This window comes from Hyphomonas sediminis, assembly GCF_019679475.1.
In the GTDB taxonomy this organism is placed as follows: Bacteria; Pseudomonadota; Alphaproteobacteria; order Caulobacterales; family Hyphomonadaceae; genus Hyphomonas; species Hyphomonas sediminis.
The window spans coordinates 260,508-278,490 of sequence record NZ_JAIEZP010000001.1 but is presented as its reverse complement, the minus strand read 5'-3'; the positions used below and the strand labels follow the sequence as shown (position 1 = coordinate 278,490).

The 17,983-nt window shown below is 63.1% G+C and carries 14 protein-coding genes and 1 pseudogene; 12 read left to right on the top strand and 3 right to left on the bottom strand.

The features are described 5' to 3' along the window. Positions 1-10: 10 nt before the first annotated feature. Complete coding sequence (locus tag K1X12_RS01315; protein ID WP_220985840.1) at positions 11-2,611, top strand: response regulator; 2,601 nt, start codon at positions 11-13, stop codon at positions 2,609-2,611. A gap of 38 nt (positions 2,612-2,649) precedes the next feature. Here K1X12_RS01315 and K1X12_RS01310 read toward each other — a convergent pair whose 3' ends face one another. Together K1X12_RS01310 and K1X12_RS01305 are read right to left on the bottom strand one after the other, a co-directional pair. Further along, complete coding sequence (locus tag K1X12_RS01310) at positions 2,650-3,387, bottom strand: alpha/beta fold hydrolase (RefSeq protein ID WP_220985839.1); 738 nt, start codon at positions 3,385-3,387, stop codon at positions 2,650-2,652. Between the two features lie 5 nt (positions 3,388-3,392). Beyond that, a complete protein-coding gene (locus tag K1X12_RS01305; RefSeq protein WP_220985838.1) occupies positions 3,393-4,292 on the bottom strand; it encodes an HAD family acid phosphatase in 900 nt (299 codons plus the stop codon). Between the two features lie 325 nt (positions 4,293-4,617). Between K1X12_RS01305 and K1X12_RS01300 the strand changes: the two genes are divergently transcribed. From K1X12_RS01300 to K1X12_RS01270, 8 genes and pseudogenes are all read left to right on the top strand, one after another. Next, entirely contained in the window at positions 4,618-5,595 is a 978-nt protein-coding gene (locus K1X12_RS01300; protein ID WP_225907826.1) for an NAD(P)H-dependent flavin oxidoreductase, read from the top strand. Positions 5,596-5,749: 154 nt separating this feature from the next. After that, positions 5,750-7,087 carry a DNA recombination protein RmuC gene (locus K1X12_RS01295; protein WP_220985836.1) on the top strand — a complete coding sequence of 446 codons (1,338 nt, stop codon included), beginning with the start codon at positions 5,750-5,752 and terminating at the stop codon, positions 7,085-7,087. Between the two features lie 42 nt (positions 7,088-7,129). After that, positions 7,130-7,660, top strand: coding sequence for a peptide deformylase (gene def, locus K1X12_RS01290; protein ID WP_220985835.1), 531 nt, complete (start codon positions 7,130-7,132; stop codon positions 7,658-7,660). Positions 7,661-7,837: 177 nt separating this feature from the next. Next, positions 7,838-8,779: a methionyl-tRNA formyltransferase gene (gene fmt / locus K1X12_RS01285; RefSeq protein WP_220985834.1), complete on the top strand. Its 942-nt coding sequence runs from the start codon at positions 7,838-7,840 to the stop codon at positions 8,777-8,779. Continuing rightward, positions 8,776-9,135 (top strand): annotated as a pseudogene (locus K1X12_RS17145) (GNAT family N-acetyltransferase); the annotation flags it as partial. The gene fmt and the pseudogene K1X12_RS17145, both read left to right, overlap by 4 nt. A 174-nt stretch (positions 9,136-9,309) precedes the next feature. Then, the gene (gene truA / locus K1X12_RS17140; RefSeq protein ID WP_369426150.1) at positions 9,310-10,056 is read left to right on the top strand and encodes a tRNA pseudouridine(38-40) synthase TruA; all 747 of its coding nucleotides are present in this window, start codon (positions 9,310-9,312) and stop codon (positions 10,054-10,056) included. Positions 10,057-10,128: 72 nt separating this feature from the next. After that, positions 10,129-11,364, top strand: a complete 1,236-nt coding sequence (locus tag K1X12_RS01275; RefSeq protein WP_220985832.1) for an acyl-CoA dehydrogenase family protein — start codon at positions 10,129-10,131, stop codon at positions 11,362-11,364. Then, positions 11,361-11,729, top strand: a complete 369-nt coding sequence (locus K1X12_RS01270; RefSeq protein ID WP_220985831.1) for an EthD domain-containing protein — start codon at positions 11,361-11,363, stop codon at positions 11,727-11,729. The genes K1X12_RS01275 and K1X12_RS01270 overlap by 4 nt, the downstream gene beginning before the upstream one ends. Before the next feature lie 3 nt (positions 11,730-11,732). Here the strand turns inward: K1X12_RS01270 and K1X12_RS01265 are convergent, their stop codons facing one another. Continuing rightward, positions 11,733-12,935 (bottom strand): methionine gamma-lyase, encoded by a 1,203-nt coding sequence (locus tag K1X12_RS01265; protein ID WP_220985830.1) that lies wholly within the window; start codon positions 12,933-12,935, stop codon positions 11,733-11,735. A 111-nt stretch (positions 12,936-13,046) separates the two neighbouring features. On the opposite strand from K1X12_RS01265, the gene K1X12_RS01260 reads away from it, so the two are divergent. From K1X12_RS01260 to murJ, 3 genes are read left to right on the top strand one after another with little or no spacing between them, the layout of a single operon-like run. Continuing rightward, positions 13,047-13,517 (top strand): Lrp/AsnC family transcriptional regulator, encoded by a 471-nt coding sequence (locus tag K1X12_RS01260; protein WP_220985829.1) that lies wholly within the window; start codon positions 13,047-13,049, stop codon positions 13,515-13,517. Positions 13,518-13,552: 35 nt separating this feature from the next. Next, the gene (locus tag K1X12_RS01255) at positions 13,553-16,396 is read left to right on the top strand and encodes a [protein-PII] uridylyltransferase (protein WP_220985828.1); all 2,844 of its coding nucleotides are present in this window, start codon (positions 13,553-13,555) and stop codon (positions 16,394-16,396) included. A gap of 22 nt (positions 16,397-16,418) precedes the next feature. Next, on the top strand, positions 16,419-17,975 hold the full coding sequence (gene murJ / locus K1X12_RS01250) for a murein biosynthesis integral membrane protein MurJ (RefSeq protein ID WP_220985827.1): 1,557 nt from the start codon (positions 16,419-16,421) through the stop codon (positions 17,973-17,975). Positions 17,976-17,983: the final 8 nt, after the last annotated feature.

Here is a 17,983-nt window from a genome sequence, read left to right as displayed (position 1 = left end):
GCGGTAGACCATGAGTAAAGAAGCAGACACGCTTGAGCTGACAGTCGGGGCCTCAGGGCCCGGCGACGATACCGATCTCGCCAAGGCGGGAGACAGGGAGAGCCGGCGTATCGATTTCCTGCAGCTTGGTTTCTGGGGCTGCCTGTTGCTGTCGATCGCCGCCGCGAGCGTTTCGCTCGCCTGGCCGAATGCGTCGGGCGCAACCGGCTCCATCCTGCTGATCACCATGGCGTCCGGCGGCCTCGTCTTCCTGCTGTGGACGGTGCGCGGCGCGGGCCGCTTCATCGGCCTCTTCCCGGAGAAGGGCGCTGCGGCGCGCATTGCCAATGCCGGCGCCCCGCGCTTCCCGTGGATCGACTCGCTGGACGAAGCGGTGCTCATCACCGATCCGGGCGGCGCACCCGTTGCGGCCAACGCGGCCTATGACGAGCTGACACGCCTGGCGTTGATCGTCGGCTCGGGCGAGACCGGGCCGGTTACGCTGGACCGTCTGTTCGGCGCCAATCCGGGCCTTGCCGCGCCGGTCTACAGGCTTTCGAAATCGGCGAAGGCTGAAACCAAACGCCGTGAGGTCCTTCCGCCGCTGGCGCTGGGCCCAGAGCAGGTGCCTGCACAATTCGAGGTCACAGTGTCGCCCCTGCCGCGTGGCCGGGTGTTGTGGCGTATCCGCCGGATTGCCGGCGAGCTGGAGGCAACAGGCGCTGCCGATCTCAAATCGCTTTATGTCGAAGATGCCCCAATGGGCTTCATGGCGACCAAGCCGGACGGCTCGATCACCTATGCCAACAACTGGCTGCGCGAACTGCTGGGCCTGCCGGAATCGGCGAAGAACATTCGCACCGACGACATCATGCGTCCGGAGTTCGTGAAGATGCTGGCGCGGGACCGCAAGTCCGGCGCGCCGGGCCGGGCGGACATCCAGCTGCGCGCGCGCGACGGCGTGGAAATTCCGGTTCAGGCAATCACCAGCTGGACGGGCCGCGGGGCAGATGCCGCCGGACGGACGGTGATCCTTGCCAGCCCGCAGGTTCTCAATGGCGGCGAAGAGCGCTTTGCGCTTCAGGCCGCGTCGCGTCCTCCACGTCCGGATGGCGACCCGATGTTTGACGACGCGCCCTTCGGCGCAGTTCGCCTTGATGGCGACCGCGTAGACGGCGCCATGATCCTCGACGCCAACCGCGCACTGATGGAAATGACGGGTGGCCGGGCAACACCGGGCACGCGCTTTGCCGAGCTGTTCGTTTCCGAAGAGGGGGAGGGCGCGCTGGCGAGCCTTCTGGTCGATGCGATCGACAAACCCGTGGCGCTGAAGACGGCAGGCGATGAAGCGCGGGATGTGAATGTCTTCGTGACGCTCAATTCCACCGGGCGGCCTTCGGTGGCCTATATCATAGACATGACCGAGCAGCGCCAGCTGGAACAGCGTCTGGCTCATGGCGAGAAGATGCGCTCCATTGGCCAGCTTGCCGGAGTTGTCGCGCACGACTTCAACAACGTGCTGCAGGGCATCATCTTCAACTATGAGGAGCTGATGACGCGCCATCCCGTGGGTGACCCGTCCTATGAGTACCTGCAGTCGATCCACGAATTCTCCTCGCGGGCCCGTGAACTCGTCCGTATGCTGCTGGCCTATGCGCGCGCGCAGACCTTCAAGCGAGAGATATTCAACTGCACGGACTTCCTGTCTGAATTCTCGATTCTGTTGCGACAGGTACTCGATGAGCGCATTGAGCTGGACGTGAAGCATGGCCGCGACATTCCCTGGATCAAGGCCGACAAGAACCAGCTGGAAACGGCGATCATCAACCTCGCCACCAACGCGCGCGACGCCATGATCGCGCAGCGCAATGGCGGCAAGCTGACGATCCGCACCGCGCGGTCGACTGGCAAGGAAGCCCACGAAAAAGGCTTCAACTATGTCGAGGATGGCGAATACCTGCTGATCGAGGTCGAGGATAACGGCACGGGTATGCCGCGCGAACTGCTCGACAAGATCTTCCAGCCCTTCTTCACGACGAAAGACCAGGGATCGGGCACAGGCCTGGGCCTGGCGACCGTCTACGGCATCATCAAGCAGTCGGGCGGGTATGTCTGCCCCGTGTCTTCTGTCGGCAAGGGAACGACCTTCTATATCTATCTGCCGGCGCTCTCGGCCGAAGAAATTCCCGAGCCGTCCGATCTTGCCGAGAACACCAAGGTGGCCGTCCGCCCGATGGACATGTCCGGCCGTGGACGGATACTCCTCGTGGAAGACGAAGACGGTGTGCGCTCTATCGCGGCAACGCATCTGCGCCAGCGCGGCTATGAGGTAGAAGAAGCTTGTGACGGCGAAGAAGCGCTGGAAATCCTCGAGGACATGCCGGGCGCCTTCGACCTGGTGATCTCCGACGTGGTGATGCCGGGCATGGATGGGCCGACGCTCATCCGTGAAGCAAAAGACCTGCTGGGCCATGCCCGCGTCATCTTCATTTCCGGCTATGCCGAACGGGATCTTGCGCAGCAGCTGGACGACCGGGCGGTCTCCTTCTTGCCGAAGCCCTTTACGGTTCGTCAGCTCTCGGAGCGCATCAAGCAGGAACTCGCAGGTATCGGCGGTATGGAGGCGGCCTGACAGGTCTGAAATTGCGGAAGTTCGAGAAAGGCCGGCACTTAGCCGGCCTTTTGCCATAGGGCCTTCAAAACAGTCGCGAACTCAGCAGCCCGCTCGTGGCACGCCCAATGCCCGGCGCCGCGCGCCACATGCAGCGGTGTTCCATGTGTCCGGGAGAAGCGTTCCGCCACGGGAAGCTCCACGAAGGGATCGTTTTCGCCCCAGAACAGCTGCCCATGTTCAGGCAGGCGGGCGAGATCGTCCACCCAATGCCCGCTGAAGCGCAGGCCGATGGCTGAGCGGTAGAGGCTGAGGATCGACTGGCGCATGCGCTTGTCGATGTGGGGGACTTCCATCTCCGCCAGTGGCCGGGGCATGCCGCCCTGGACGAGGCCTTCGATCAGCCGCGGCTTGTTGCGCATGTTCAGCATTACAAACTCGCCCAGCAGGGGCGTTGCCCACATGCGCGCTGTTCTGTGGCCGGAATATTCCGGGTCGATCACGGCGTTCGTGACACACCAGCTCTTCACGAGATCCGGCCGCAGGCTTGCGGCGCGCAGCGTTAGCAGGGCGCCCCAATCGTGCCCCACGATATGTACTTGGCCGCCGGCAGCTTCCATCTGGGTCACCAGCCAGGCGGCATACTCATCTTTCGTGCTGCGGAAAGCTGGCGGCTTACCTGTCCCGAACCCCGGCAGGGCGGGGGCTAGATATTCGCCGGGAGACAGGCCAAGGGCGGCGATCAGCGGGTCCCAGAGGACAGGCGTGTCAGGAACGCCATGCACGAAGAGGATCATGGGGATTAGTCCTTTGACGCCGGTTCCCAATAGGTTTCAGCCGGGAAGATGTCGTCCATCGAGCCAGCGATGGAGGGACCGTAAAGCGGGTTGGGCAGGATGAACCAGCCCTGGCCCCACAGGCTATCAAACGCGCTCGCCGCCGACAGCGACCGCCGCTCGGCAGGCCTCAGCGTCTTGTCGTTGAAGATGTCGGCGATGTCACCGAGCTGGTCTCCCACAAGTGCGACCACGCAGTAATTCTCGGAGATTGCATAACGGCGGGCGTCCTTGGCGGAGCCGCCGGGCGTGTCGCCCTTGAGAAAGAGGGTTGATCCGTGGACGAATTCACCGAAGCCGGCCTGTGCCAGCGTAGCAATGTTGCCTTCAACGTTGGCTGCTTCGCGGTTTGTGTTGACGATCACCTCGACGCCGGCTGCGCGGATTCGGGCAACGCCGTCGAGCGCGCCAGGAATGGCAACGGCTTTGCCTGCGCCTGTGCGTTCCCATTCGCCCCAAGTAATAGGATCATACTCCTTGCCCATGCGCCGGTAAGCGCCGGTTGAACCTGTGTTCCAGATCAGTGTTTCATCGGCATCGAACACGGCGGCGAGCGGCTTGTCACCGCAGGCGAGGAATTCCGGCGCGTCCGGCGTCGCGCCGGGCGCCAGGATGACGCTGGCATTCGGGCGGCTTGCGGCCTGTTTTTCGACATAGGAAGCAATCTCGTTCCAGCTCTGCACCATCACGATACGCGCCTCTGCCGATCCCAGCAGCCATTGCTCGCCGGCGCTGGGTTTGATCTCCGTTATGGCCGGGGCGCTGGGGTCCATCGCGACGCTTTCAGGCTGCGCGGCGGGCGGCGGAGCCGCAGTCTGACATGCGGCGAGGATCGCAAGCGTAATCAGGGGAAGGGCAGTTTTCATGTCGGCTCCGTCGATCAAATCTGCACCATGGCGTAAAGCGGTTTTGAAGGCCGGGCAATGCGGGGCGGGCGCGCAGCCGGCGAACTGCTTCTCAGCCGGGCGAACTGTTCCCAGATATGACCGATGAACACGGTGCCCCGTGCACCGGTGCCTGGGGGCGTGTGCCGTGCAGGAAGCGAACCATCGAAATTGCCAGCAGATCCGTACGGTTCCTGCGAGGTCTGTAGGCTCCTCAAACCTCCACTTTCCCCAATGACACTCTTGCCGGACCTTGCCTGCACGTACAAGGATGCCACCCAGCGAAACAGCCCATGGAGTATCCGCGATGAAAACCCGCATCACAGAAATGCTCGGCATCAAACATCCGATCGTGCAGGGCGGTATGCACTATGTCGGCTTTGCAGAAATGGCGGCGGCGGTATCGAACGCTGGTGGCCTCGGCATTATCACGGCGCTGACCCAGCGCACGCCGGCTGATCTTGCCAACGAGATCGCCCGTTGCCGCGACATGACGGACAAGCCGATCGGGGTGAACCTCACCTTCCTGCCGGTCGTCAATGCGCCGGACTATCCGGGCTATGTGAAGGCCATCATCGAGGGCGGCGTGAAGGTGGTTGAAACCGCCGGCAACAACCCGGTTCAGGTGCTGCCGATCCTCAAGGAGCACGGCATCAAGGTCATCCATAAATGCACCGCCGTGCGCCACGCGCTCAAGGCGCAGAAGATTGGCTGCGACGCTGTCTCGGTGGATGGCTTCGAGTGCGGCGGCCATCCGGGCGAGGATGATGTTCCAAACTTCATCCTATTGCCGCGTGCAATGGACGAGCTGGAAATCCCCTTCATCGCGTCGGGTGGTATGGCTGATGGCCGTTCGCTCGTTGCGGCCATGGCGCTGGGCGCAGAAGGCATGAACATGGGCACGCGCTTCATCGCGACCAAGGAAGCCCCGGTCCACGAGAATGTAAAGCAGGCGCTGGTGGCCGCTTCGGAGCTCGACACGCGCCTCGTCATGCGCCCGCTGCGCAACACCGAACGTGTGCTGACGAATGCAGCCGTTGAGCGCCTGATCCAGAAAGAGAAGGAACTGGGCGCCAATATCAAGTTCGAGGACATCGCTCCGGAAGTTGCCGGCGTCTATCCGCGCATCCTCAAGGATGGCGACATGGATGCGGGCGCCTGGTCCTGCGGCATGGTTGCGGGCCTGATTTACGACATCCCGACGGTTCAGGAACTGATCGACCGGATCATGAGCCAGGCCGAGGAGATCATCTCCAAACGCCTTGCCGGCTTCCTCAAGGACTAGGCGCGATCGCGTTTCGTTCAGGCGGGCGCGTTAACTATCCCCTCCGCAGGCTGTGAAATTCGCCTGCGGAGCGCAGCCCGCTCGCCTGCCGGGTGTAGACAGCTTATATCCGTTCCGATTATGTTCTGGCGTTGGTTTGCGCAAGGGCCCCGCCATGACGCCTGTAATCACAATCGGCTCTGCCGGGTTTGACCTGGTTCACGTTGTCCTTCTGCTGATGGCGATGGGGCTCGGCATCTATGTCTGGCAGATGCGCCAGCGCGGCGATGTCGAACGTGAACGGTTGATGACCGAGCGAAACGCCGCTCAGGACGAACTCTCCCGCCTGCGCCAGCGCGAGCAGACCGTGGAAGCGGCCCGCCGCGAAGCCGAGCTGAAGCTGGCCGCCGCCGAGGCGCGCAGCGCCGAAGATGAGCGCAAGTTTGCCGAGCTGGCGCAGGGCGTTCTGGCGCGGGCCAATTCCATGTTCCTGGAGCGGGCCGAAGAGACCTTCAAGCGGCATCGGGAAGGGGCCCAGGGCGAGTTGAAGGAGCTGATGAAACCCATCGGCGAGAATTTCGAAACCTTCCGCCAGAAGGTGGAGGCGATCGAGAAAGTCCGTGTCGAGGACAAGTCGCTCCTCTCCGAACAGGTGCGCGCAATCGCCGAGAGCCTGCACCGCAATACCGCCGAAACCGGAAAGCTCGTGAATGCGCTGACTGCGCCAAAGGGCGGCGGCCGCTGGGGCGAGATGACCCTGCGCAATGTGATGGAGCAGGCGGGGCTTTCGGCCCATTGCGATTTCAGCGAGCAGGTTCACGACGATACCGAGGAGGGGCGCCAACGCCCGGATGCCATCATCCGCCTGCCGGGCGACCGGCAGATCGTGATCGATTCCAAGGTTTCGCTTGCCTCCTATATGGCCGCCACCAACACGGATGATCCGGCAGAGCGGCAAGCGCATCTGAAGCAGCACGCCGCCAGCGTGCAGCGGCATGTCACAACGCTTGCGTCAAAGGATTACCAGTCCAATCTCGGCAACCGGTTTGATTACATTGCCATGTTCATTCCGGGGGAGAATTTCTTTGCCGCTGCATTGGAACAGTCGCCGGACCTGATCGAGAAAGCGATGAACCGGTCCGTGATTGTCACGACGCCGACCACCCTGATCGCGCTGGCCAAGACGGTGGCCCATCTCTGGCGCCAGCATGAAATGAACGAAAACGCGCAGGCCGCCGCCGAGCTGGGCGCGGAGCTTTATACGCGGATCGGCGTGCTGCTCGGGCATACCGAGAAGCTCGGCAAATCGCTCAATTCCTCGGTAGACCATTATAACAGCTTGCTTGGCTCCATCGACAAGCGGGTGATGCCCACCCTGCGCAAGTTCGAGGACATGCAGATTGCCCCGCCCGGCAAGGCGCCGCCGGAGACCAAGCTGATCGAGGCGCGGGCCAACACGCCCGACACCGGCCAGCTGCCGCTGGAGCCCGCGCCAAAGCTGCCCGCAGAGTGATCTCCCGTTGACGCTGGGGAGAGGGGTGCATATCTGACGCTCATGTCTATTCGCGAAATCCTCACCGTACCCGATCCGCGCCTGAAGCAGGTGTCCAAGCCCGTCGAAGGCGGCGTCACCGATGAAATCCGTGCGCTCATGGATGACATGCTGGAGACGATGTATGACGCGCCGGGCATTGGCCTGGCCGCGATCCAGATCGGCGTGCCGCTGCGCGTGATTGTGATGGACCTCTCGCGTGAGGGCGAAGAGCGTCAGCCGCGCTATTTCGTGAACCCTGAAATCCTTGAAACGGTTGAGGAAAAGCAGCCCTATGAAGAAGGCTGCCTGTCGGTTCCCGACGTTTTTAACGAGATCGAACGCCCTGCCCGATGCAGGATCCGTTATCTGGACTATAACGGAAGCCAGATCGATGAGTGGGCCGAAGACCTCTACGCTGTGTGCATCCAGCACGAGATGGACCATCTCGAAGGCACGCTGTTCATTGACTATCTTTCCCGCCTGAAGCGCGACCGCGCCATCGACCGGGTGAAGAAAGCAAAAATCCGCGCCATCCGCGAAGACGCCAACTGATGCGCTTTTTCCGGGACATGCGGTTCCGGTGGCTTTTTGCAGTGCTGGTCGCGGCGGTTATTGTCTGGCTGGTGGGGGGGCGATGGCCTCCCGGCGCGTTCGGGCTTCTGACCCCCGCCTGCTTGCTATTGCCGAGCTGATGGTGTTCCGGTTCCGCCAAGTTCAAGGAGCCCCGCAATGCCTCTTCGTATCGCCTTCATGGGAAGCCCTGGTATCGCGCTGGGCGTGCTTGAAGCCTTGATTGCGGCGGGGCACGAGATTGCTTGTGTCTATTCCCAGCCGCCACGCCCGGCGGGCCGCGGCCAGAAGCTGACGCCGACGCCGGTTCATGCCTTTGCCGAGGCGCGCGGCCTTGAGGTGCGCACGCCCAAATCGCTGAAGAAGCCGGAAGAGCAGGAGGCGTTTTCCGCGCTGAAGCTCGATGCGGCTGTGGTTGTCGCCTATGGCCTGATCCTGCCGCAGGCGGTGTTGGACGCGCCGCGTCTTGGCTGTCTCAACATGCACGCCTCGATCCTGCCGCGCTGGCGGGGCGCTGCGCCGATCCAGCGGGCGATCATGGCAGGTGATGCTGAAACCGGCGTTGACGCGATGATGATGGAAGCGGGCCTTGATACTGGTCCGGTGCTGGCGTCTATCCGTACACCCATCACGGCGCAGGATACCGCCGGCAGTCTGCATGACCGCCTCGCCGGGCTTGCCGCTGAACTCGCGCCTTGCGCTCTGGCAGGCCTCGCCGATGGCAGCTTGAAGCCGGTGCCGCAAACTGAAGTTGGCATGACGTACGCTGCCAAGCTGACTTCTGCCGATCAGCGCATCGACTGGATGCGGCCCGCTGCAGAGGTTGATTGCCAGATCCGGGGCCTTTCGCCAGCGCCGGGCGCCTGGTGTGAGGTCGATCTGGGGCAGGGGCCGGTCCGCCTCAAAGTGCTCTTCAGTGAACTGACGGGGGACGCATCGTCCGCTGAGCCCGGAACGCTGGCAGATAGCGCGCTCTCCGTGACCTGCGGCGATGGGCGCTGCGTGCGCTTGCTGCGTCTGCAGAAGCCGGGCGGCAAACCGCTCGACGCCCGCGATTTCCTTGCCGGAACGCCCGTGTCTGCAGGTCAGGTGTTTGCGTGAGCGACTTTCGCCTTCGCCGCGCACTGCCATCCGACCTCGGCGCAATCGCAGCCCTCAACGATGCCGCTTTTGGCGGCCCAGATGAAGGCCGCATTGTTCGGCAGCTTTGGGCCGATGGCGACAGCCTGCTGTCGATCGTCGCCGAAGAGGGCGGAGAGCTTGCGGGTCATATCGAGTTCTTTCGTATCCTTGTTGACGGGGCTGCTGTGGCGGCGGGGCTCGGTCCGATGTGTGTCCATCCGGGGCGCCAGCGGTGCGGCATCGGGGGCGCTTTGATTGGTGAAGGACTGCGCATTCTTGAGGCATCTGGCGAAAGCGTGATCTTCGTGTTGGGGCACGACGCCTATTATCCGAAGTTCGGGTTCGCCGAGGCTGCCGCGAAGCCTTTTTCGGCCCCGTGGAGCGGACCGCATTTCATGGCGCGGGTCTTGTCGGATGCAGCGCCCGCCCAGGGGGGGGCTGACCTATCCGGCTGCATTCGGCGGCTGAGGCCAGTTGACCCCAGCCTCCGGCTTTGGCACCCGGCTTCCATGCCACGTTACCGTCTCCTCATAGAATACCATGGCGGGCCCTATCAGGGCTGGATGAAGCTGCCGGGAAAGCCGACCGTTCAGGCGGCGCTGGAGGAGGCTGCAGCCAAGCTCGATGGCGGCCCGGTGGAAATCTATGGCGCGGGGCGCACCGATGCCGGCGTCCATGCGACGGGGCAGGTGGCGCATATGGATCTGCGACAGGACCGGCCCAACAAGGTGGCCGATGCGATGAACTTCCATCTGCGTCCGCATCCGATCGCGGTGCTCAAGGCTGAGCGGGTGGACGATGATTTCCACGCCCGCTTCTCGGCGACGGCGCGCCACTATCGCTATGTTGTCATCAACCGACGCGCCGATCTTGCGATTGAACGCGGCATTGCGTGGCGCGTGCCCTCCAAGCTGGACGCCGATAAGATGCAAGAGGCGGCGCAGGCCCTTGTGGGCACGCATGATTTCTCCACCTTCCGCGACACCGAATGCCAGGCCGCCACCCCGGTCAAGTCGCTCTGGCGCTTCGATGTCGCCCGTTATGGCGACCGAATTGAGTTCACCTGCTCGGCGCCCAGCTTCATCCACCGCCAGGTGCGCTCCATGGTGGGCAGCCTTGTGGAAGTTGGCCGCGGCCGTGAGCCGGTGCGTTGGATGAAGGAAATCCTCGACGCTACCGATCGTCAGCGCTGCGGCCCGGTCGCGCCATCCGATGGCCTGTTCCTTGAGCGGGTCGATTACGATCAGGCGACCTGACGCGAAGACACCCTGTCCCGCGCCAGAAATCACGTTTAGCCTCCCCACAAACAGATGAGGGAGCAAGGCGCCATGGCCATCGATTTCACGATTCCGGAAGAAGCCAAGGAAGTGCGCGAGCGTGTACGTCGCTGGGTGCAGGAGGAGTGTATTCCGGCAGAAAAGGAAATGGCCGCTGGCAAGCCTTACAAGGAAGTTCTCGCCGCGCTGCGCAAGAAGGCGCGCGCGCAGGGTCTGTGGCTTCCCTTTATACCGAAAGAGCATGGTGGCATGGGGCTCGGCCCGCTGGCCAATGCGCTGGTCCAGATGGAGCTTGGCCAGAGCCATCTCGGCGCGCTTTCCATGAATTCTCAGGGGCCGGACGATGCCACCATGCTGACGCTGCTGGCGCACGGCACGGACTTCCAGAAAGAGAAATACCTCAAACCCATCCTGAACGGCGAAAAGCGCGTCTGCTACTCGATGACGGAGAAGGCCGCAGGCGCGGACGCGACCGGCATGCAGACTACGGCCGTCAAGGATGGCAAGGGCAATTATGTCCTCAATGGCGAGAAGTGGTTCTCTTCGGCGGCCACCGCCGCCGACATTGCCGTCGTCATGGCAAAGACCAATCCGGACGCGCCCCGCCACCAGCAATTTTCAACCTTCATCGTGGAGCTGCCGACACCGGGCTACAACATCGTCCGTGACATTCCCACCATGGCCGTCCACGGGCCGCATTATCATGAGATGGGCGGCGGCCATGCCGAGGTGAAGATTGAAAACCTTGTCGTGCCGGAGGCCAATCTGCTGGGCGGCGAAGGGATGGGCTTTGCGATGGGCCAGCACAGGCTCGCCTATGGCCGCCTGCGCCACGGTATGCACAATGTGGCCATGGCCCAGCGCGCGCTTGATCTGGCTACGGAGCAGGTGACCACGCGCTCCACCTTCGGCAAGGGGCTGGAGGATCGCCAGGGCGTCCAGTTCATGCTCGCCGAATGCGCCAGCCAGCTCTATATCGCGCGCCTCATGCTGATGCACATCGCTTACAAGGCGGAAAACGGGCTCGACATCCGCCAGGAAAACGGCATCGCCAAGGTCTTCCTCGCCAATATGGTTCACAAGGTGGTGGACACGGCCATCCAGCTTCACGGCGCGCTCGGCTATTCGCTCGATACCCCGCTGGCGGCCTGGTACACGCACATCCGTTCCCAGCGTCTCGTCGATGGGCCGGATGAAGTCCACAAATGGATCACGGGCAAGAACGTCATCCGCGCTTACAAGAAGGATGGCACCACGGCGGCTGCCGCGGGCGGAGACCTTCTGTGATCAAGCTGACCTTCTGCCTGAGGCGCCTGCCGCATCTCAGCCGGGAAGAGTTCCAGCGCTACTGGCGGGAGCAGCATGCCCCGCTGGTGGCGAAGCACGCCGCCACGCTGGGCATCGTCCGTTACGAGCAGGTGCACGCAGGTTTTGACGCAATGAGTGAGGCCATCCGCGCCTCGCGCGGCGCGCCCGAACCCTATGATGGCATCGCCGAGATATGGTTTGAAAGCGAAGCGGCGATGCAGGCCGCCGGACGCAATCCCGGCGTGTCGGACGCCGCGCGGGCCTTGCTGGAGGACGAGCGCAAGTTCATCGATCTTGCCAACTCGCCCCTCTGGTACAGCCGCGTTCACTCAGTCGTCAGCTAGCGCTCAGCTTTCGTTGGTGCCGAGTGCGTCGGCCAGGTCGGCGAGGATGTCCTCCACATCCTCCAGCCCGACCGAAAGGCGTACGAGCCCGTCGCTGATGCCGTGCTCGATCCGCTCCTCGCGGGAATAGGTCGAGTGGGTCATGCTGGCCGGATGCTGGATCAGCGTTTCGGCGTCGCCCAGGCTGACGGCGCGGCGGATCATCCGCAGGCGGTTCATCATGGCGATGCCGGCTTCATAGCCGCCTTTGAGTTCCAGCGCGATCATACCGCCAAAGCCTGGCATCTGCCGCTTGGCGAGGTCATGCTGCGGGTGGCTTTCAAGACCGGGATAGTAAACCGTCGCGACGCCCGGCTGCGCTTCCAGCCAGCGGGCAACCCTGAGGCCGCTCTCGCAATGGCGCGCCATGCGCAGTTGCAGCGTCTTCAGGCCCCGCATCACCAGCATCGCGTTGAAGGGCGACATGACCGAGCCCGTCATGTCCTTCACGCCGATCATCCGCACTTCCCTGATGGCGTCTGCGCGGCCAAGCACCATGCCGGCCACCAGGTCGCCATGCCCGCCCAGATATTTGGTGGCCGAGTGGACGACGAAATCCGCGCCGAGCTCGATCGGCCGGGTCAGTAGGGGAGAGGCGTATGTGTTGTCGACTACAACCAGCGCGCCCGCGCCATGGGCAATGCGCGCGGCCTCGCGAATGTCGACTAGGCGCATGTTGGGATTGGCTGGGGTCTCGAAGTAAACGACGCGCGTCTTCTCGCTGATTGCGGCGGCGAGGTTCTCCGGCGATCGAAGGTCCACATGCGTGATCTTGATGCCAAACCGGGCGAGCCCGTCCCGCATGAAGGCAAAGGTGCAGCCATAGAGCGTCTTGTCGGTGATGATCTCGTCGCCTGGCTTCAGCAGCGTCCACATCAGCGAGGAAATCGCACCCATGCCGGAGGCCGTGGCGAGACCGGCCTCGGCCCCTTCCAGATTGGCAATGCGGGCTTCCAGAAGGGCAACGGTCGGGTTTGAAATGCGCGAATAGATGTGTCCTTCGGCTTCCCCTGCAAACAGGGCGCCGCCAGTCTGCGCGTCCGGAAAGGCGAAGGTCGATGTCAGGTGCAGCGGCGGGGTCAGCGCGAATTCATGGTCTGCCGGGTCATATCCGTGATGGATGGCGCGCGTTGCGGGGCCGAGCGGGCGGGAATCGTCGAAAGCCATGGCAGATCCTCCTGAGTTTCTACGCATTTTAACAGAAGTGCGGCGGAAATACTTGCCATAATCATTCAGTTGATGCTCCATAATTGGCATAATGTACCAATGGGGGTTGATATGGATGCTATCGATGCCAGGATTGTCAGGGCGCTCCAGCGCGATGGCCGCTTGACCAATCTGGAGCTGGCCGAGGAGGTGGGACTGTCGCCGTCTCCCTGTCTGCGCCGGGTGAAGAATCTCGAAGCTGCCGGTATCATCCGGGGCTATTCGGCGCTGGTGGATCAGAAGGCCTGCGGTTTTCCGATCACCTGCTTCGTGCGCATTCGCCTCGCCAATCACGCGCAGGATACGGTGCGCGCATTTGAGCAGAAAATCGCCGAAACCGACGCAGTTCTCGACTGTTACCTGATGACCGGCGGGGCTGATTATGAGCTGCGCGTCGTCGCCCGCAGCCTCGATGATTACGAACAGCTTGTGCGCCAGACAATCCAGAAATTGCCCGGCATTGCCTCAATTGAAACCAGTTTTGCTTATGGCGTGGTCAAGAAGTCGCGCATTCTTCCCGTCATCGCGGAAAAGGGTGCATAGCGGCTGGCGATGGAAACCTGCTATGTAAGGCACCGATGACGCCTCCGACAAAATCTCCCCCGACCCAGCTTTCTGCCGGCCGTGCACCCGCCTCCCGCCGTCCCGGTAAATGGCGCATAGCCGATATCATTGATGGCCGCGCGCTGAGGGTGAAGCTTACCGCCGCAGCGCTCGACAATATCGGCAGTGACGCGGCGGCCCGGAAGTCGGCACTGAACCTGCTGCACGGCGCCATGTTTCGCGGCCGCCTGATTGCTCAGGAGCGGCTCCAGCAGGGGGCCGATGGCCTCGATACCGCTCGTCTCCTGGCCGCTGTGCAGGATGAAGTGATCCACGCCCTTTACGACTTCACGGTCACCCACGTTCACCGCGCTTCCAACCCCACCGAAGCTGAGCGCCTCGCGATCCTGGCGACCGGCGGATACGGTCGCGGCGTGATGGCGCCATCCTCGGATACGGACCTTTTGTTCCTGCGCGCCTACAAGGCCAGCCCGCATACAGAGAGCGTAATCGAATACATGCTCTACGCCCTATGGGACATGGGGCTTAAAGTGGGTAACGCCTTCCGTACACCGCTTGATTGCGTGAAGCTGGCCGCTGAAGACGTGACAATCAAGACGAGCCTGCTGGACGCGCGTTTCATTTGCGGGGATGAAGCCCTCGCCGACGATATGATGGCGCTCTACCAGAAGGACGCCATCCGCAACAAGGACGCCCAGTTCATTGCGGACAAGCTGGAAGAGCGCGACAATCGCCACGCTCGAATGGGCGACGCGCGCTATGTCGTCGAGCCGAACGTGAAGGATGGTAAAGGCGGCCTGCGAGACCTGCAGACGCTCTACTGGATCGTCAAGCATATGTATGGTGGCCGCACACTTGAAGATGTCATGCGGGCAGGTCCGTTCACGGACCATGAATATGCCGTCTTTATCCGGGCCGCGCGGTTCTTGTGGACGGTGCGCTGCCATATGCACTTTGTCACCGGGCGCGCCGAGGACCGCCTGAGTTTCGACCTGCAGCCTGAAATCGCCGCGCGCATGGGTTACCGCGACAGGCAGGGGCAGCAAGGGGTGGAGCGTTTCATGAAACGCTACTTCCTCATCGCCAAGGATGTCGGCGGGCTCACCCGTATCCTCGCCGCCAAGCTTGAAGCTGATCATAAGAAGAAGCCGGAAGGATTCCGCCGTTTCCTGCCAGTCAAGCCACCCCAGCCGATGCCGGAGCCGGGCTTCCTGATTGAGGCGGGCCGGATCAACATCGTCGAAGATGTGGTCATGGCAAACGATCCGCTGAATATGATCCGTCTCTTCACGATTGCGCGGCGCGAGCAGAAAGACATTCACCCTGCCGCCCTCACGGCGCTGACGCGAAACCTCCGCGGGCTAAGCGAGTCCGTGCGCGAGACTCCCGACGCACGGGAACTTATTCTTGATGCGATCCTTGGCGGCAAGGATCCGGGGCCAGTCCTTCGGCGCATGAACGAGGCTGGAGTGCTCGGCCGTGCCATTCCGGAGTTTGGCGCCATCGTCGCGCAGACGCAGTTCAACATGTATCATCACTATACGGTCGATGAGCATACGTTGCGCGCGGTTGAAGCGATCGCCGATCTGGAGCACGGGCGTGGCAACACGGCCCCGCTGGCCACCGAACTCTTCGAGCAAATAGAGAACCGGCGCGCGCTTTACCTCGCCATGCTCCTGCATGACACGGGCAAGGGTAAAGGCGACCAGCAGGAAGCGGGTATGCTCACAGCGCGCAAGGCATGCGAGCGTCTTGGCATTCCGGATGAGGAGACAGACCTCGTCGTCTGGCTGGTCGGTCACCATCTGGAGATGAGCGAAACCGCGCAGAAGCGGGATATTTCCGACCCGCGCACAGTCGCCACCTTCTCGCGCCTTGTTGGCTCTCTGGAGCGGCTGCGGCTGCTCTTCATCCTTACTGTGGCTGATATCAAGGCGGTCGGTCCCGCTGTTTGGAATGCCTGGAAAGGGCAGCTCCTGGCAGACCTTTACCACAACACGGCTGCCGCTTTGCGCGGTGGGCGAACGGACGAGTCCGCCGTCCAGTCCGAGCTTGAACGCCGCGCGGAAAAGCGCCGCGAAGCGCTGGTCGAGCGCATTGGCGCGGTGCCGGCGCTGTTGCTGGAGCTCGAAACGGCGTACTGGACCGGGTTTGATCCGGATGACATCGCCTGGCATGCCGCAGCTCTCGCCAAGGGCGGCGATGTGGTCACCTCGCGCATGGCGCCGGAAGGCGGCGCGGTGGCGCTGCTTGTTTCCGGCAAAGACCGCACCGGCCTGTTTGCCGATCTTGCCGGCACGCTGGCCCGTCTGGGGGCAAACATCGTCGCTGCGCAGGTGTTCACTTCCAAAGGCGGCCGTATCGTTGACGTGTTCATGCTGCAGGATGCCCGCGGTCTTCCTTTCGGCGAAGGCGACGCGCCGCGCCTTGCCAAGCTGGAGCAGGCGATCCTGTCTGCGCTCAATGGCAAGGTTGCATCGGGCGCCGTGAAGTCGCGTGCTGGTCGCCGCGAGGCTGCTTTCCTCGTTCAGCCCTCGGTTCAGATCCAAGAGGAAGTATCCGCCGAGCATACGGTGATCGATGTCGCCGCGCGCGACCGACCGGGCCTTCTGCATGAAGTGGCCGAAGTGCTGGCCGACATGAAGCTCTCGATCCATTCAGCGCATGTTGGTTCCTATGGGGAGCGTGTGTTCGATGCCTTCTATGTGAAGCCGGAAGAAGGGGCTGCGCCGATTTCGAAAGCCCGCAAAGAGGCGCTCCGTGAACGTCTTCTTGCCGTACTTTCACGCGAAGAACCCGAAGCACCGCACACCCCGGCCCGCAAGCTGAAACGCTCGCGCGCCGTAGACAGTTTCTGACACCAGCGTAACCGGGGAATACATGAGCCTCGCCAGAAACACTGCCGTCCAGGCCTCTCTGACCATGGCAAGCCGTATCCTCGGCCTCATCCGGGATGTGATCCTGGCGGCGAAGATCGGCGCTGGCCCCGTGGGCGACGCCTGGGCCACAGCCCAGCAATTCCCGAACCTTTTCCGGCGCATCTTTGCTGAAGGTGCCTTCGCCTCGGCCTTCGTGCCCTCCTATGCCCGCACGCTGGAGGCAGAGGGGCCTGAAGCGGCGCAGAAGGTTGCCGAAGAAGCGTTGCGCGTCCTTTTCGCCATGACGGCAGCGCTCACCATCCTTGCGCAAATTTTTATGCCCTGGGTGCTGCTCCTCATTCATGGCGGGCAGGCGGACGATCCGGAGCATTACGGCCTCGCTGTACTGCTCACGCGCATCACCATGCCCTATCTCACCTTCATGGCCATCGGCGCGCTTCTTTCCGGCGTGTTGAACTCGGCCGAACGGTTCATTCTGTCGGCGGGCGCGCCGACTGTGCTCAATCTCTGCCTCATTCCGGCGGGCCTCCTCGGCACGACGCCGGCGATCACGGCCGAATATGCGGCCATCGCCTTTTGCATCGCCGGTTTCCTGCAATGCGCGCTGCTGTGGTGGGGTGTCAGCCGCCAGAAGGTTCGGCTCGGCCTCATCGGCTGGCCCCGCTTCACGCCCGCTGTCAGGAAGGTGCTGCTGCTCGCCGTGCCCGGAACGATTGCGGCCTCGGGCACGCAGATCAACATCATCGTCAGCCAGTCACTTGCGAGCTTCGAAGTCTCCGCCAAAAGCTGGCTCTACGCGGCTGACCGGCTTTACCAACTGCCGCTCGGGCTTGTCGGCGTTGCTGTCGGCGTTGCCATCCTTCCGAGGCTCAGCCGCGCTGCGCGGGCAGGGGACGCAGAAGCCGGCAGCCGCACGATGGATGAGGGGCTCGGCCTCGCCATGGCGCTCACGCTTCCGGCGGCAGCCGCGCTCATGGCCGCGCCGGTGTTCCTGATCGATGCCTTCTTCGCGCGCGGCGCGTTTACCGCTGCGGACGCGCAGGCCGCGGGCGGCGCGCTGTTTCACTTCGCCTGGGGCGTGCCTGCTTTTGTGCTGATCAAGGTGCTCGCCCCGCCTTTCTTCGCGCGGGAAGATACCAGCACGCCAATGCGCTTTGCCCTCGTTTCGGTGGTCATCAACACGGCGCTCGGGGCAGGGCTGTTCTTCTGGCTGAAGCAGACCACCGGTCAGGGCTTTAAGGGCCTCGCCATCGCCACCAGCGCGGCCTCCTGGGTCAATGCTGGCCTCCTGGCCCTCACGCTTGCCCGCCGGGGCTGGTACACGCCCGGCCCGCGCGCCATTTCGGGTCTTGTCCGCGCCATGCTGGCCACTCTGATCCTCACGGCCGCGATCCTTGTGATGCTCTGGCAACTCCCGGCGATTGAGGCGGCGCTCTACGGCTCCAAGGCGCTCTCGGCGGCGGCCATCGTTTTTGCCGGGGGCTTTATCTATGCCTTCGCCGCGCTTCTGACCGGTGCGGTCCGGATCAGCGACATCCGGCAGGCTTTGCGGCGCTGATCAAACGC